The sequence below is a fragment of the Neobacillus thermocopriae genome, assembly GCF_010975035.1.
GTDB classification, from domain to species: Bacteria; Bacillota; Bacilli; order Bacillales; family Cytobacillaceae; genus Neobacillus; species Neobacillus thermocopriae.
Genome location: NZ_JAAIUV010000030.1, coordinates 1 through 17,095, shown reverse-complemented (window position 1 = coordinate 17,095; position 17,095 = coordinate 1). Strand labels below are relative to the sequence as shown.

Below are 17,095 nucleotides of genomic sequence, written 5' to 3'. Positions count from 1 at the left end.
TTCACTCTTGAAAAAAGCGCTAACATTTTATATGATGAATTTAAGTTAGTTTATCCAAACAACAAACTAACTTAAAAACGAAGAAATTATTCAAAAACTTTAGCTCTCATGAAAATCAACCTACATTATTTTTTATCAGGAGGAAGAGACCATGACTCAGACAAAAGCAAACACTTACTTTGGAAGCGTAAACAAAATCGCTTTCGAAGGAAAAGATTCAAAAAATCCATTTGCATTCAAGTATTACAATCCTGAAGAACAAATTGGCGGAAAAACGATGAAGGAGCATCTGCGTTTTTCAGTTGCCTATTGGCATACATTCACCGCTGATGGTAGTGATCCATTCGGAGCAGGTACCATGTTACGGCCATGGGACAAATACAAAGGAATGGACCTAGCAAAAGCAAGAGTTGAGGCAGCGTTTGAATTATTTGAAAAGCTTGATGTTCCATTTTTCACTTTCCACGACCGTGATATTGCCCCTGAAGGCAACACATTGAGAGAAACCAATAAAAATTTAGATACAATCATTGAAATGATTAAAGACTATATGAAAACAAGCAACACGAAACTTTTATGGAATACAGCTAACATGTTCACCAACCCACGATTCGTACATGGTGCAGCAACTTCTTGCAATGCAGACGTTTTTGCCTATGCTGCAGCTCAAGTAAAAAAAGGTTTAGAGACAGCAAAAGAATTGGGGGCTGAAAACTATGTATTTTGGGGAGGTCGTGAAGGTTATGAAACTTTATTAAACACGGATCTTAAGCTAGAGCTTGATAACCTTGCACGATTTATGCACATGGCAGTGGATTATGCAAAAGAAATCGGATATACGGGGCAATTCCTAATTGAACCAAAACCAAAAGAGCCAACCACTCACCAATATGATACGGATGCACAAACGACGATTTCGTTCTTAAAAACATACGGCCTAGAGGAATATTTCAAATTAAACCTTGAAGCCAACCATGCTACCCTTGCCGGACATACATTTGAGCATGAATTACGTGTAGCTAGAATAAACGGAATGCTCGGATCAGTAGATGCCAACCAAGGAAACACATTACTTGGCTGGGATACAGATGAATTCCCTACCGATTTGTATACTACGACATTAGCGATGTATGAAATTCTTCAAAACGGCGGACTTGGCAAAGGCGGATTAAACTTCGATGCAAAAGTAAGAAGAACCTCATTTGAACCAGAAGATTTGTTCTATGCTCATATTGCCGGAATGGATGCATTCGCAAGAGGTTTGAAGGTGGCACACAAATTAATCGAAGACCATGTAATTGAAGACGCTATCGCAAAACGCTATTCAAGCTTCACAGAGGGAATTGGTTTAGACATCGTTCAGGGAAAAGCAAATTTCCATACGCTTGAAGCATATGCATTGAACAATGAAATCAAAAATGTTTCTGGAAAAACTGAATATTTAAAAGCCATTTTAAATCAATACCTCTTAGAGGTGTAAAGTTACAAATGCTCTGTTTTCAAATAGGATTACATGGACTCTTTTAGGAGTTTAAATGGTTTAAATCTTCTATTCTAGTACTATCCTCTCATGGACCCGTGAACACGAAATGAAGAAATATTAAAGAGCGGGTCCCTATTTTCTACTAATATTAATAAAAAGGAGGATAAAGGTAGTTTTTTATTTTTTGATAGAATGAAAGCGTTGTAGTTTTGTAGTCAATCAAAAATGAAATTCTACCTTTAATTAGACTATGGAGCAAAAATCACATTCCTTATACCTTCTTGGAATTACCTTAGTTGCGGCGATTGGTGGCTTGTTGTTCGGATATGATACGGCAGTGATTTCCGGTGCCGAGGAATCTTTAAGACTATATTTAATTGATAGCTTAGGTTTAGGTGCGTTTATTCATGGGGCAACTGTCTCCAGTGCCTTAATTGGATGTATTATCGGTGGGGTCATTTCCGGATATTTCGCTAGCCGGTTTGGTCGGAAAAACTCACTCATCATTGCCTCCCTCTTCTTTTTAGTTTCATCAATAGGTTCGGCGTACCCTGAGTTTTTATTTTTTGAGAAGAATGAACCAACAGTTGGTCTTTTGTTGGCATTTAATCTTTATCGGATTTTAGGAGGGATCGGTGTCGGATTGGCGTCTGCAGTTTGTCCAATGTACATTGGTGAAGTGGCTCCAGCACATGTTCGGGGGCGCTTGGTTTCTTTTAACCAATTCATGATTATTCTAGGAATGCTTGTTGCTTATTTTGTCAATTTTTCGATTGCGAATGGTGAAAGCCAGGCATGGGTTAATGACATTGGTTGGAGATACATGTTCTTGTCATGTGGTGTTCCAGCAGCTTTGTTTGGTTTGTTACTTTTATTAGTACCTGAAACCCCGCGTTACTTATCTTTGAAAAATCAAGATGATAAAGCGTTGAAGGTTTTATCAAAAATCAATGGAATAAAAGCTGCAAAATTGATTCTTAAGCAAATTAAAGAAACGGTGGATGAAGTTTCATCAGAAAAGTTGTTTGCTTATGGCAAAATGGTTATTATCATTGGGATTTTATTATCGGTGTTCCAGCAGTTCGTAGGTATTAACGTGGCATTGTATTACGCTCCACGCATTTTTGAAAGTATGGGCGCAGGAAAAGATGCTTCCTTGTTGCAAACGACTGTGATGGGCTTGGTTAACGTTATTTTTACCATTGTTGCCATTATGACTGTAGATAAATGGGGACGTAAGCCGCTCTTAATGGTAGGTTCAATTGGGATGGCAATCGGAATGTTTGGTGTAAGTACTTTAGCGTATTTTAATGTGATTGGCGTAAGTACGCTTGTTTTTATCATTATTTACACTGCCTCCTTTATGATGTCATGGGGACCGATTTGCTGGGTGCTTATTTCTGAAATCTTCCCGAATAAAATTCGAGGTCGTGCGGTGGCTATTGCAGTAGCCGCACAGTGGGCAGCCAACTACCTAATTTCTTCCACTTATCCAATGATGATGGAATACAGCGGTGCCATGACATATGGTTTTTATGGATTAATGAGTGTCCTATCTGCTATTTTCGTGTGGAAATTTGTTCCTGAAACGAAGGGCAAAACACTTGAGGAAATGGAAGCACAATGGAATCAAATCGCTTAAGTTTTTAGACTTAAAAATAGTTTGGAGAGACGGTCAATGAAATATGTTATTGGAATAGACCTTGGGACGAGTTCGGTTAAGGTGTTACTAGTCGATCAGGAAGGAACGGTGAAGGGAGAGGTTTCGAAGGATTATCCCTTGGTTCACCAACAACCAGGATATAGTGAACAGAATCCGGAAGAATGGGTTGAAAAGACAATTGCTGCTTTAAAACAACTTGTCAGTTCATCTGGAGTGGATCCGGTTAATATTGAAGGGCTTAGTTTTTCCGGCCAAATGCATGGATTGGTGTTGCTTGATAAAAACAATTCGGTCATTCGAAATGCCATCCTCTGGAATGACACTAGAACAACTTCGCAATGCAAGAAAATTGATCAGCAACTAGGCGGCAAGTTGTTAGATATTACGAAGAATCCAGCTCTCGAGGGGTTTACTTTACCAAAAATTATGTGGGTTAAAGAGAACGAACCGGAAAATTTAGAGAAGGCAAGTGTATTCCTGCTTCCGAAAGATTATTTGCGTTACCGATTAACGGGGGCTATCCATATGGATTACTCTGATGCAGCCGGAACGCTCCTTTTGGATGTGGTCAATAAATCATGGAGTGCTGATATCTTAAGAACTTTTGAGATTCCTAGTCATATTTGTCCTCCATTAGTGGAAACAGAGGACTTTGTTGGGACAATCTTACCAGAGATTGCTAGAGCAACAGGTCTATCACGAAAAACTAAGGTGTTTGCTGGTGGAGCTGATAATGCCTGTGGTGCGATTGGGGCAGGAATATTATCTGAGGGAACGGCCCTTTGCAGTATTGGTACATCAGGTGTATTCCTGTCCTATGAAAAGGACCGAACAAAGAACTATGGTGGAAAGGTCCATTTCTTCAATCATGGGGAAAAGGACGCCTACTACACAATGGGTGTTACATTAGCTGCAGGCTATAGTTTATCTTGGTTTAAAGAAACGTTTGCTAAGGATCAGTCATTTACTAGTTTGTTAGAGGATGCTGCACATTCAACCATTGGTGCCAATGGCCTTCTGTTTACTCCGTTTTTGGTAGGGGAGCGTACTCCTTATGCAGATGCAAAAATCAGAGGTACTTTTACTGGAATTGATGGTTCGCATAATAAAAGTGACTTTACACGTGCAGTTATGGAAGGGATTGTATTCTCAATTAATGAGAGTGTAGAGATTTTCAGGAATTATGGAAAAACGATTGATACGGTTATTTCAATTGGAGGCGGAGCTAAGAGTGAGCTATGGCTTCAAATTCAGGCAGATGTTTTTAAGACAAGAGTGATAAAGTTGCAAAATGAACAAGGTCCTGGAATGGGAGCGGCAATGATTGCTGCAGTTGGACTTGGATGGTTTAGATCTCTTAAGGAATGTGCTGAAAAGTTTATTAAAATGGACAAAGTCTATGAGCCAATTCCGGAAAACGTTGAACGTTACAATAAATACTTCCGTGCCTATAAAGATATATATCCTCATACTGTTGCGATCAACCACGAACTGTTTGATATAAAAAATAAGGCATGAGAACAGTCTGATTGCTTATATAGAGGTGATTCAGTGAAGTTTGTTGAAAGTGTCTATGGGGTCGTTAATGGTCGGAGTGTAAAATCGTTTACGGTAGAAACATCGAGAGGCATGGAGTTTACTTGCATAGAGTATGGATGTATTATTACGGAAATCCTCTTTCCTGATTCTAACGGATTAAAAGAGAATGTTGTTCTGGGGTTTGATACAATAGAGGAGTATATCGACCATTCCCCGTATTTCGGTTGTGTTATTGGCCGTAATGCTGGTCGAATCGGTGGTTCAGCATTTGAAATAGATGGGGTAACCTATCATTTAACGAAAAATGAAGGTGAAAATAATCTTCATAGTGGACCTACCGGATTTCACAATGTTATTTGGGATTCGGAAGTGGTTGTAAGAGATACAGAGATTAGTATTATTTTTTCTTATATGAGCCCAGATGGTGAAGGGGGTTTTCCAGGTAATCTTCATGTTGAAGTCACTTATATGATCAATGAAAATAATGAGCTACTAATTCAGTATCAAGCTCAATCTGATCAAAAAACAATCGTGAATTTGACAAATCATTCCTATTTTAATTTAAGTGGAAACCTGAAAAGAACTATTTTGGACCATGAGTTGATGTTGCAAAGTAATGAATTTTTAGAGTTAGATCATTCGTTAATTCCAACTGGTGAAATTATTTCAGTAGAGGGGACCCCTTTTGATTTTAGAAAAAGCAAACAAATCGGGAAAGGGATTGAAGAAGGGCATCCACAGATCTCATTAGTTGGAGGCGGCTATGACCACCCTTTTTTGCTTACCCCCCTACAAAAACAAAACCAAATGACATTAATCGATCGAGAAAGCGGAAGGAAGTTGGAGGTTGAAACTGTAGAACCAGCTGTGGTGTTTTATTCAGGAAATATGCTTACAGATAAATTCAAAATCCGTGGTAAGCAATCACAAAATTATTTAGGGCTTTGTCTTGAAACCCAGAAGCCTCCCAACATGATTAAGAATCCCAGATTCCCATCTATCCTCTTAGAAAAAGATCAACTATACACCACCCAAACAAAATTTAAGTTTGGATTAATCAAAAACAGCTAATCTTTAATAACATATAGGTAATGAACAGGGGCTTCTCAATCAGTTCACTGAACTTCTGAGAAGCCATTCTCATTTTTATATCTTGTTAAATCGGATATATGGATACCTGTTCTCGCGTCCCTTCAAAAAGTTATTCTAGGATATCCGGTTCTTCAGTACGATTATACAATTCAGCAACTCTATAGATTATAATTTTGGATAAAAGCTTAACAGATCGGCTCTTAAAAAAGATAGACCTCCTAATTGCCGTTCAAAGCTCAAGGAGGTCTATTACTCGTGTCATTCATTTTTTACATCTTTTTTTGAGTTGTCAAAAATATTTAAAATAAAGTCCGAACTAAAGAAAAGGACTGGTATCCCTATGATAAAATAAAGAACATTTTTCGGCATAAACATATTATAAAAATATAAAAATAATACTGCCCAAATAAATAGGACAACGTATTTGATTAAACTTTTCATTTCCAATCTTTCATCCTTTGTTTTACGATTATTGCTTAATTCCTTTACTTTGAACGAATTAATACAATTAATATTCCACTACCTATATATCCAAATCCAACTGAACCAACCAAAATGTTATACGTATCCTTCACTGTTCCAGGATTATTAAATATATTGTTTTTGATGGCCATCATGACGATAAAGGCAATGATGACGATGCCAATACCAAGTAGACTTGCCCAAATATATGTCTTCGTCGTCTGGATTTCTTTGTTTAATAGTTTTGGTGATGCAAGGATGAACATTACGAACGCTAAAATAGCAATGATAATCAGGTACTGTATTAACGAAAAGGACATAAAGTGAACATTCTCTTGAATGGTACCTTCCTCAACACCAGATTCATACATCACATTTGAGGTGAAGAAAAGCAAAATGCTAATCAAGATGGCGTAAATACCACTGAAGATCCCCATCGGTCGATTACCTCTAGCTTTGCTTCGTAACCAAAAACCATATATGAAAAAGATGACACTCATAAACATCATACTATACACAGTGTTAACTAACGATTGATTAGAAATCTCGTCTGAAAATTGATAGGTAATGAATGTAGCGAAGGATGTAATTGCAAAGAATGCCACATTTACAATAAGTAAACTCTTCTTTAGTGTAGTCATTTGGGTATCAGAATGTTTTTGTTTATTCATGGCGATTCTCTCTTTCAATAAATCTAGAATGATTCTAGGAATTCTGTCTAAAGGGCTTTGGATTAACAACTCCTCAGCAGTAATCAATTTAACTATCAATAATATCCACCTTTATCCTACAAAACATAAATTCTCCAAATACGTGGAAATTACTTCCTTAATGCTAACTGATGTTACTCTATAGTGTGAGACAAACAATCCAATTACTATTCTCTCCTACATATCTAAGCATTTTTAAAATAAAATGCATGAAGAATCAATGCGATAATTTTCTCTGGAGAATCTCCTTAACATTAATTACATTCACATGACTTATTATATGATTTCTCTTATGCAGCAATTAAAAATATGTAATTCGATCCATAAGAAATTGGATCAAATGCATCATAGACTACATATCTAGCTAAAATAGCTAGTTGGACTAATACAAAAAGAATAAGTAATCTATACACTCTTTCACTTAGCAGTGCTTCCCCCAGGTTAATATACGGAAATATTTAGTAAATTGTTTCAATAAGTAAAAAACTTTCCATATTTTATATCACAATGTAGATAAGGAAAAATTCATTTTGCATGGAACTATTATAGTATTCATAAATAGCCCGAATTTGAGAAATACCACCGCTTGGACCCTTACAAGACACAAGATTAAAGAAAAAACAGAACTTAAAAAATCTATTAGATTTGATTGATTTTCAATTAAAAAATTGTAGATTGAATGACTTCTTAATTTGTAAAAAAACCGAAGGTCTACCGGAAATGACCGGAAAACCTTCAGTATGAGTATATTCATATAACCTTAATTTAATAAATTCAGAGATTGAAGTTAATCCACCATTCTCTTTTGTAGGAGTATTTAGTAAAAAATCAATTATATCTTTACTATTCTTTTGTTTAATTTTTTTATGTATTAATTTTGTTCGATCCTCCTCATAAAAAGTAGACGAATGTACGAAAGCTTAATATAGTTTCTCTTGTAGTATTTACTACACCTAGTTTCAAGTGTCTTGAATAAGATAATTTTACAATAAATACAAGTTTTTATAATGATGATTACACTTCCCCAACAGGAGAAAAAGTGACTAATCATAAATGGGTAACTGAAAGTGAACTAACAGCTAAATAAAAGGACTAAATGCAATAGTATAGTGGAAGTGATTCCATTGTATTACTGGTGCTTTTCTTTAGTCTTGGAGATAATTTAGCATTAAATAGAGTTAAGAAACCGGGAGAAAAAACTGACTTAATGTTATAGGGTAATAAAATAGAGGTTTTGTGGAATGGTAGGAGAGTTAAAACCCAGATAGGCAAACATTATCTTTTTAGACTAGAGTAATAGTATTGAGTGTTTATGTATAGGAGAAAAAATAGTATTTAAGAAATGAAAAATGTTAGGTAGATAGAGAAAAATTTCTTCTTCATTTTTGCATGATTGAATTCTGAAGAATACAGCGTTCCATCCCTTCCCCAGTTTCCATTTGGTGTCATTAAGATTTTTAAATACTATAATAGACTTGGACAGGTATCAAGAATGAATGGCAGGTAAGGGGGAGAACTTTTGATTATTACACTGACTATGTTCCTTATGGGGATTTTATTAGGTTTTATTGGGGCTGGAGGATCGGGCTTTATCATTGCTCTTTTAACGGTTATTTTTGATGTGCCTATCCATACAGCTTTAGGTACTTCTTTGGCAGCAATGGTATTTACGACATTATCCGGAGCTTATAGTCATTATCGACAAGGAAATATAGATATGAAAGCAGGAATTACTGTAGGAGTTTCCGGAGCGATTATGTCCTTTGTTGGTTCTAAAATAGCCGTATGGATACCGGTCCATTCACTCCATTGGCTTACAGCCGGAATGTTATTCTTATCTGCCGTTATGTTAATAGTCCGGCTGTTTATCGTTGACGGGTTAAAAGAGTCAGATAAAAAGAAAACGAAAACTGCTGGCAAGTTTCTAATAATGGCAGTTTCAATTGGGTTTATGACAGGTATTTTATCTGGCACATTTGGTATAGGGGCGGCTCCATTCATTCAGCTTGGGTTGATGATTGCATTGGGATTGCCTGTACAGGTATCAGTTGGTACGACCATGCTCGTTATTCTTCCAATCGCAATAGCTGGTGGAGCAGGTTACTATTTTGAGGGTTACTTTAATGCCTTGCTTCTGTTCCAGGTACTAGCAGGAACAATGATTGGTTCTTATATAGGAGCTAAATTTACCAATAGTGTCCCCCTTTCTATATTAAAAAGTGCGATGGTTCTTACTCCCATTTTGGCAGGGGTCATTTTACTAATTAATTGATTCCTACCTAAATGGTATATGCAAGAATGAGTAAAAGGGTATGAAGAGAGTGGGATTTAGACAAGGCTTTTCCTAGGTAAAACAACTAAGGAAAATCATTTTTGTTTTATGTGGCCATGATGCAAAAATGTTTGTCAGAAAGGAATGGATTTGATTATACGAATAAGCGGTCTGCAGAGGTTTCTAACCTACTAGTAAAGAAAGACAAAAATTCGTTATTTTCGAGCATTTTGTGTCCTCCTAATAAAGAATTACACCTTCCAAAATCGAAATAATCTTCCAGATGGTACTTAGGAAAAGGTGAGGAAATTGTGGGAAAATTTAATTAAAAAGACAATTGCTTGACCAAACAAACATCCTATTTTACAATGAGTTGGAATTTAATAGAGATGTACCTTCATATATCCTCGATAATAGGGTTCGAGAGTCTCTACCAGGCCACCGTAAATGGCCTGACTATGAAGGCAGAATTTATATTAGTGATTTTTATGAGAACTAGAATTCTGCCTTCCTAAAGAGAAGTGAAGGGAATTCTAGTTTTTTTATATTTAAATTTTTATGTTTAAAATTGGTAATAACTAAAATATCCATACAAAAATGAGGTGGCCGTTTTGACTCAAAAGCAAGATATGATCATTGTATTAGACTTTGGCAGCCAATATAATCAGTTGATTACACGCCGTATTCGCGAGTTTGGTGTGTACAGCGAACTTCATCCACATACCATTACAGCAGAAGAAATCCGTAAGATGAATCCAAAAGGGATTATTTTTTCTGGTGGACCAAATAGCGTGTATGATGAAAATTCATTCCGCTGTGATGAAGAAATTTTTGAACTGGGCCTTCCTATCCTAGGCATTTGCTATGGAATGCAGTTAATGACTGTTCATTTTGGTGGCAAGGTCGAAAAAGCAAAGCACCGTGAATATGGAAAAGCAACCATGACGGTGAAAAACCAATCTGCTCTATTTGGCGGCCTGCCGGAAGAGCAAGTCGTGTGGATGAGCCATGGCGACTTGGTTGTGGAAGCTCCTGCTGGATTTAGGATTGATGCAACAAGTCCGTCTTGCCCGATTACTTCAATGAGTGATGAGAATAGAAAACTTTATGCAGTTCAGTTCCATCCGGAAGTACGCCATTCTGTTTACGGTAATGATATGCTTAAGAATTTTGTGTTCAATGTCTGTGATTGCAGTGGCAATTGGTCCATGGAAAACTTTATTGAGATGGAAATAAAGAAAATCCGTGAAACGGTAGGCGATAAAAAGGTTCTTTGCGCCCTAAGTGGTGGGGTAGATTCTTCTGTTGTTGCTGTGTTAATCCATAAAGCGATTGGTGACCAATTAACATGTATTTTTGTCGATCATGGATTGTTACGGAAAAATGAAGCGGAAAGTGTTATGAAAACTTTCTCCGAAGGCTTCCATATGAATGTCATTAAAGTAGACGCAAAAGATCGCTTCTTATCAAAACTAAAAGGAGTTACTGATCCTGAACAGAAGCGGAAAATTATTGGAAACGAATTTATTTATGTTTTTGATGATGAAGCGTCAAAACTGGAAGGTATTGAATTTTTAGCTCAAGGAACACTTTATACCGATATTATCGAAAGTGGCACGGCTACTGCTCAAACAATTAAATCACATCATAATGTAGGCGGATTACCAGAAGATATGCAATTTAAATTAATTGAACCTTTAAACACCTTGTTTAAGGATGAGGTCCGTGCACTTGGTACTGAACTTGGCATTCCTGATGAGATTGTATGGAGACAGCCTTTCCCTGGTCCTGGGTTAGGAATTCGTGTTCTTGGCGAGGTTACAGAAGATAAGCTGGAAATCGTCCGAGAATCAGATTGGATCTTACGCGAAGAAATTAAAAAAGCTGGTCTAGACCGTGACATATGGCAATACTTCACTGTGCTTCCGGATATTCGCAGTGTAGGTGTCATGGGTGATGCGAGAACCTATGATTATACAATCGGCATTCGTGCGGTTACCTCTATTGATGGAATGACCTCTGATTGGGCTCGTATTCCATGGGATGTTCTTGAAGTCATTTCCACTCGTATTGTCAATGAAGTACCACATGTTAACCGTGTAGTTTATGACATCACGAGCAAGCCACCAGCAACAATTGAATGGGAATAAAGATGATAAATACGAACGATGCAAAAAAAGTTTTTTGTATCGTTCGTATTTTTTATTGACGAATACGTAGGTCGTTGGTATGATAAGAGTGAAGTTCATATTGTCGAATCGCGTCGTATAATGTTGGGGATATGGCCCAAGAGTTTCTACCGAGCCACCGTAAATGGCTTGACTACGAGGCAGTGATAAATGGTGAGAGACAGTTTTTTTCCTCCGTTTATTTCATTTGCCTAAAGTCAAAAGCTTCGGTAGAATGCCGAAGCATTTTTTATTGCAAAATAATAAGAAATAGATGGAGGGAAAGGGAAATGCATAAGTACTTTGAGTTTGAAAAATACGGTACAAATTACCGCCGTGAATTTATTGGCGGATTAACGACCTTCTTGGCAATGGCCTATATATTAGTAGTGAACCCATTAACACTTTCACTGGCATCTATAGAGGATCTACCTGATGCTCTAAGGATGGATTATGGAGCTGTGTTTGTTGCGACGGCATTAGCTTCCGCATTAGGTTCCATTATTATGGGGCTTTTAGGAAAATACCCGCTCGCTTTGGCACCGGGCATGGGGTTAAATGCATTTTTTGCCTATACTGTTGTTCTTGGAAGTGGGATTCCGTGGCAGCATGCCCTTGGTGCAGTGTTCATCTCTGGAGTATTTTTCTTAATTCTGACATTAACAGGGCTTCGTGAAAAAATCATTAATGCAATACCGGTTGAATTGAAATATGCAGTAGGTGCAGGAATTGGTTTGTTTATTACCTTTGTCGGTCTACAAAATGCGAAAATTATTGTGAATAACGATGCGACTCTTGTAGGATTAGGCGATTTATCAAATCCTGATACCCTGCTAGCAATTTTTGGATTAATTATTACAGTGATCATGATGACAAGAGGAATCACTGGAGCGGTATTTTACGGCATGGTGATTACGGTAATTGTCGGAATGATATTTAAATTAATCGATGTCCCAACCCAAGTAGTCGGCAGTGTTCCAAGTTTAGCTCCTACATTTGGTGCTGCATTTTCATCTTTTAGTGATAGTTCTTTTTATACGACTGCCATGCTAGGTGTGATCCTTACCTTCTTTTTTGTAGACTTTTTTGACAATGCCGGTACATTGGTTGCGGTAGCTAACCAAGCGGGATTGATGAAAGATGGCAAGCTTGAGAATGCGGGAAGGGCATTGATTTCTGATTCGGTTGCTTCCACAGCTGGAGCCGTTTTAGGAACTTCAACAGTTACCTCTTATATTGAATCATCAGCTGGGGTAGCGGCTGGAGCGAGAACAGGATTTGCTTCATTGGTAACTGCAGGGCTGTTTATTTTATCGATCTTTTTCTTCCCGTTATTATCTGTGGTCACTGCACCTGTAACGGCGCCAGCATTAATTATTGTCGGTGTGTTAATGGTATCTTCTTTAGGTAAAATTGATTGGACACGTTTTGAAATCGCTGTTCCAGCCTTCTTAACAATTATTGCGATGCCGTTATCCTACAGTATTGCTACAGGAATTGCGATTGGCTTTATCTTTTATCCAATTACAATGCTTATCAAAGGCCGTGGCAAAGACATTCATCCAATTATGTACTTTTTCTTTGTGATTTTTGTTCTCTATTTTATATTTTTACAACATTAATGAGCTGCGTTTATCGCAGCTTTTTTTCTATCCTTTAGAGGAGAATGGATTTTTGACTTAGAGATTGATCTAGAGTAATAGTGCGACGATATTGTACTCCGCTCTTTGTATATACATCATTTCAATTGGAGTGTATTGGAAAGCAAATAGGCATTGCATGAACAAAAGTGTCCATTGGGGCGGAAGTATAATTTATTGACCAAGTTTATAGTTAACTGATTAATGAAATATTCATTTTCATTTTTTTAGGATATGTCGAATTTTGTCGGTTGACTTCGCGAGACCTCTCAGATACATTTTTTAATATAGTGGAATGGCAAAGAGAGGCTAATGGGATGGCGAACCTAAGAATTGAAAAAGTTTTAAATAACAATGTATTAATTGCTGAACACCCCAAATTTAAAGAAGTGATTTTAATCGGTAAAGGGATCGGTTTTAACCGAAAACGAGGGGACTTTATCGACACGGATCGAGTTGAAAAGTTGTTTGTTCTTAAAAACGAAAAAGAACAAGAAAATTATATCAAGTTGCTTCCTTATATGGATCAAGAATTCCATGAAGTTATTATTTCGACAATGGAGCTAATTAAGCAGCGAACGAACTCTGGGTTAAATGAACATATCCATGTAGCCTTAACAGATCATTTAATGTTTGCGCTCTCAAGGGCATCCCAGGGAATGAAAATAAATAATCCGTTCTTAGTTGAAACCAAAACACTTTATAGGCATGAGTATGAAATCGCTTCAGAAGTAGTGGAGCTCATTAAAGAAAAGACGGGAGTTGCCCTTCCTGTTGGTGAGATTGGTTTTATTGCTTTGCATATCCATAGTGCTCTTACCAACAAAAATCTATCTGAGGTAAACCAGGACTCCCAACTTGTCAGCCGGTTGGTGGAGATGGTGGAGGAGCAATTTGATATTCAAATTGATAAAGAAAGTATTGATTACATGAGACTTGTTCGCCATCTTCGCTTTGCGATTGAACGTGTAAAGAAGGGCGAGATGGTGGCAGAGCCAGAAAAAATTGCAACCCTCTTGAAAGAGGAATATCCGGTATGTTATAATCTTGCGTGGAAGCTCATTAAAGTAATGCAGCAAACGTTAAAATTGAAAGTTTTTGAAGCAGAAGCGGTTTATTTAACCATGCATTTGCAACGTATACAAAATAAATTTAAATAGCCATTATTATTACGTGTTACTGATTCGATCAGGCATGAGTAAAAAGTATTGATTGAAATAAGGATTATGGGGAATTCTATGCCCATACCTTCATTCAATTGATCTTTTTCTCATGCCTTTTTGTTTTACTTACCTAGAAAAAGCATTTGTTTAATGAGCTAGAAAAATATAGGAGGTTTCAAAATGTTCAAAAAAGCTTTTGGCGTTTTGCAAAAGGTTGGACGAGCTTTAATGCTACCAGTTGCCCTTTTGCCTGCAGCCGGTATCTTACTTGCTTTAGGGGCTGCTCTACGAAACCCTACATTATTAGAGCTTGCTCCATTCCTAGATAACAGTGTTGTAGACCTTATTGCAGCAGTAATGCAAAAGGCTGGAGGTATAGTATTTAGTAATCTTCCACTGTTATTTGCAGTAGGTGTTGCCATCGGTTTAGCTGGTGGGGAAGGGGTTGCTGGTTTAGCAGCAATTATCGGCTACCTTATTATGAATGTTACAATGGGAACTGTCCTTGGAATTGAAGCTGCGGATGTTGAAGGAAATGCAGCTTATACGCTTTCCTTAGGAGTTCCTACTTTAGCTACAGGGGTATTTGGCGGGATTATTGTTGGTATTATTGCCGCCTTTATGTATAACAAGTTCTATGAAATCGAGTTACCTTCTTACTTAGGATTTTTTGCTGGAAAAAGATTTGTTCCTATTATTACAGCGGGAAGTGCAGTTATTTTAGGTCTTATTATGATTTTTGTTTGGCCGCCAATTCAAGCAGGACTAAACGCATTCTCGCAAAATATGGTTCATGCTAATTTAACGTTATCTGCATTTATTTTTGGTGTTATTGAACGTGCATTAATTCCTTTCGGTCTACACCATATTTTCTATTCACCTTTCTGGTATGAATTTGGTGAATACGTGAATAAGGCTGGAGATATCGTTCGTGGTGACCAAAGGATATTTATGGCACAAATTACGGATAACGTACAAAACTTGACGGCTGGTACATTTATGACTGGTAAATTCCCATTCATGATGTTTGGATTACCAGCAGCCGCTTTAGCGATTTATCATGAAGCTAGACCTGAAAAGAAAGTAGTAGTAGGGGGATTAATGGCATCTGCTGCTCTTACATCTTTCTTAACAGGTATTACAGAGCCAATTGAGTTCTCATTCTTGTTTGTGGCGCCTGTGTTATTTGCGATTCATACCATTTTTGCTGGTCTGTCCTTTATGACCATGCACCTATTAGATGTAAAAATTGGAATGACTTTTTCAGGTGGATTAATCGATTATATCTTATTTGGATTAATTAATCCGCAGACAAATGCATGGATTGTTATCCCAGTTGGTCTAGTTTTTGCGATTATTTACTACTTTGGATTCCGTTTTGCTATTCGTAAATTCAATTTGAAAACACCAGGTCGTGAGCTTGATAATGAAGAAAACGAGGAGCCAACTGGTAAAGCTGGATCAGCAGACCTAGCGGCTAATATTTTAGATGCAATGGGCGGTAAAGAGAATATTGCACACTTAGATGCTTGTATCACACGTCTTCGTGTATCAGTTAATGATATTAGCAAAGTAGATAAAGACCAATTGAAAAAACTTGGTGCAGCTGGTGTGTTAGAAGTTGGAAATAACATACAAGCAATTTTTGGGCCACGTTCTGAAACGATTAAAGGTCAAATGAAAGATATTATGGAAGGAAAACGTCCTCGTACAACGGCTGTTGTAGAACCTGAAAAAGGTGTGGAACAACAAATTGAAGTTGTAAATCCAGAGGCATTGCAAACTGAGCATAAAAATGAGGAACAGTTTGTTGCGCCAATTAAAGGTGAAATTAAACCAATTACTGAAGTACCAGACCAAGTGTTTGCAGGAAAAATGATGGGAGATGGCTTTGCGATTGTTCCGGAAGAAGGTACAGTTGTTTCTCCTGTTGATGGAAAAATCGTTAACCTATTCCCAACAAAACATGCTCTTGGTATTTTATCTGACGGTGGCCGTGAGATTCTAATCCATGTCGGAATCGATACAGTGAATCTAAAAGGTGAAGGTTTTGAGGCGTTAGTGTCTGAAAATGACCGGGTAACAAAAGGTCAGCCATTATTGAAATTTGATATTCAATACATTAAAGAACATGCGAAATCAACAATTACACCTATTGTCTTTACGAACTTGGCCGAAGGTGAAAAAGTAGAAATTGAAAAACAAGGCCTTGTTGATCTGAAGCAAGAGGGAATAATTAAAATTACAAAATAGATGATAGCCGACCTGTTTTTGACAGGTCGGCTATTTTTTGTTTCATTTTTATAAAATGTAGGATATTATTACGGAAAAGTGCAATTGATCCGGACGAGGATACATACCACTTCTCAAGAAGACTGCTTTTAATAATGTAATTGTTATTCTGACAAAATTTTATCGGGAGGAGATCTGTCTAAGATATAGAGAACAAGAAGAACGGATGACGAGGTAGAAAGGCGGGTGTAGCTAGGAATCATGCGTTAGATAATTCTTTTAAAAAAATTTTTTCAAAAAATGTTGACGATATTTTAATATGGTGTTACTATAGTAAAGCAGTCGTTACTTGAGTTAACAATTTGAAATAAGTTAAAAATAATTGTTGACAACAAGCGATTAATGTGATATATTAATATAGTTGTTTCTGATAAAACAACTTAAAAGATTGTTCTTTGAAAACTAAACAACCAAAAACGTCAATAAATTACAACATTCGTTTCTATCGAAACGAAGCCAACGTTAATTTTATGAGCTAATCAACTTTTTTGGAGAGTTTGATCCTGGCTCAGGACGAACGCTGGCGGCGTGCCTAATACATGCAAGTCGAGCGGACCAATAGAAGCTTGCTTCTGTTGGTTAGCGGCGGACGGGTGAGTAACACGTGGGCA

The 17,095-nt window shown here is 37.2% G+C and carries 10 protein-coding genes, 1 rRNA gene, 1 pseudogene and 2 riboswitches; of the genes and pseudogenes, 11 read left to right on the top strand and 1 reads right to left on the bottom strand.

Annotated elements, in window-relative coordinates; genetic code table 11:
• Positions 1-151 precede the first annotated feature (151 nt).
• The 4 genes from xylA to G4Z05_RS14780 all read left to right on the top strand — a co-directional run bounded on the left by xylA (position 152) and on the right by G4Z05_RS14780 (position 5,756).
• Positions 152-1,480, top strand: coding sequence for a xylose isomerase (xylA, locus tag G4Z05_RS14795; protein ID WP_163252576.1), 1,329 nt, complete (start codon positions 152-154; stop codon positions 1,478-1,480).
• 253 nt (positions 1,481-1,733) lie between these two features.
• Positions 1,734-3,125 carry a D-xylose transporter XylE gene (gene xylE / locus G4Z05_RS14790; RefSeq protein ID WP_163252575.1) on the top strand — a complete coding sequence of 464 codons (1,392 nt, stop codon included), beginning with the start codon at positions 1,734-1,736 and terminating at the stop codon, positions 3,123-3,125.
• A 36-nt stretch (positions 3,126-3,161) separates the two neighbouring features.
• Complete coding sequence (xylB, locus tag G4Z05_RS14785) at positions 3,162-4,664, top strand: xylulokinase (RefSeq protein WP_163252574.1); 1,503 nt, start codon at positions 3,162-3,164, stop codon at positions 4,662-4,664.
• A gap of 33 nt (positions 4,665-4,697) precedes the next feature.
• The gene (locus tag G4Z05_RS14780) at positions 4,698-5,756 is read left to right on the top strand and encodes an aldose epimerase family protein (RefSeq protein ID WP_163252573.1); all 1,059 of its coding nucleotides are present in this window, start codon (positions 4,698-4,700) and stop codon (positions 5,754-5,756) included.
• Positions 5,757-6,262: 506 nt separating this feature from the next.
• On the opposite strand, the gene G4Z05_RS14775 is transcribed toward G4Z05_RS14780, so the two are convergent.
• Positions 6,263-7,009: a hypothetical protein gene (locus G4Z05_RS14775; RefSeq protein ID WP_163252572.1), complete on the bottom strand. Its 747-nt coding sequence runs from the start codon at positions 7,007-7,009 to the stop codon at positions 6,263-6,265.
• A gap of 934 nt (positions 7,010-7,943) precedes the next feature.
• Here G4Z05_RS14775 and G4Z05_RS16565 point away from each other — a divergent pair.
• The 7 genes and pseudogenes from G4Z05_RS16565 to G4Z05_RS14745 form a co-directional block, all read left to right on the top strand.
• Positions 7,944-8,036, top strand: a pseudogene (locus G4Z05_RS16565) (hypothetical protein); the annotation flags it as partial.
• Between the two features lie 432 nt (positions 8,037-8,468).
• A complete protein-coding gene (locus tag G4Z05_RS14770; protein WP_163252571.1) occupies positions 8,469-9,221 on the top strand; it encodes a sulfite exporter TauE/SafE family protein in 753 nt (250 codons plus the stop codon).
• Positions 9,222-9,598: 377 nt separating this feature from the next.
• Positions 9,599-9,700, top strand: a riboswitch (purine riboswitch).
• 150 nt (positions 9,701-9,850) lie between these two features.
• Positions 9,851-11,371, top strand: coding sequence for a glutamine-hydrolyzing GMP synthase (gene guaA / locus G4Z05_RS14765; RefSeq protein WP_163252585.1), 1,521 nt, complete (start codon positions 9,851-9,853; stop codon positions 11,369-11,371).
• Positions 11,372-11,464: 93 nt separating this feature from the next.
• A riboswitch (purine riboswitch) is annotated at positions 11,465-11,566 on the top strand.
• Between the two features lie 113 nt (positions 11,567-11,679).
• On the top strand, positions 11,680-13,011 hold the full coding sequence (locus G4Z05_RS14760) for an NCS2 family permease (RefSeq protein ID WP_163252570.1): 1,332 nt from the start codon (positions 11,680-11,682) through the stop codon (positions 13,009-13,011).
• Positions 13,012-13,346: 335 nt separating this feature from the next.
• Positions 13,347-14,189: a glucose PTS transporter transcription antiterminator GlcT gene (gene glcT / locus G4Z05_RS14755; RefSeq protein WP_163252569.1), complete on the top strand. Its 843-nt coding sequence runs from the start codon at positions 13,347-13,349 to the stop codon at positions 14,187-14,189.
• Positions 14,190-14,372: 183 nt separating this feature from the next.
• The gene (ptsG, locus tag G4Z05_RS14750; RefSeq protein ID WP_163252568.1) at positions 14,373-16,445 is read left to right on the top strand and encodes a glucose-specific PTS transporter subunit IIBC; all 2,073 of its coding nucleotides are present in this window, start codon (positions 14,373-14,375) and stop codon (positions 16,443-16,445) included.
• A gap of 524 nt (positions 16,446-16,969) precedes the next feature.
• Positions 16,970-17,095: ribosomal RNA gene (locus G4Z05_RS14745) — 16S ribosomal RNA — on the top strand; the annotation flags it as partial.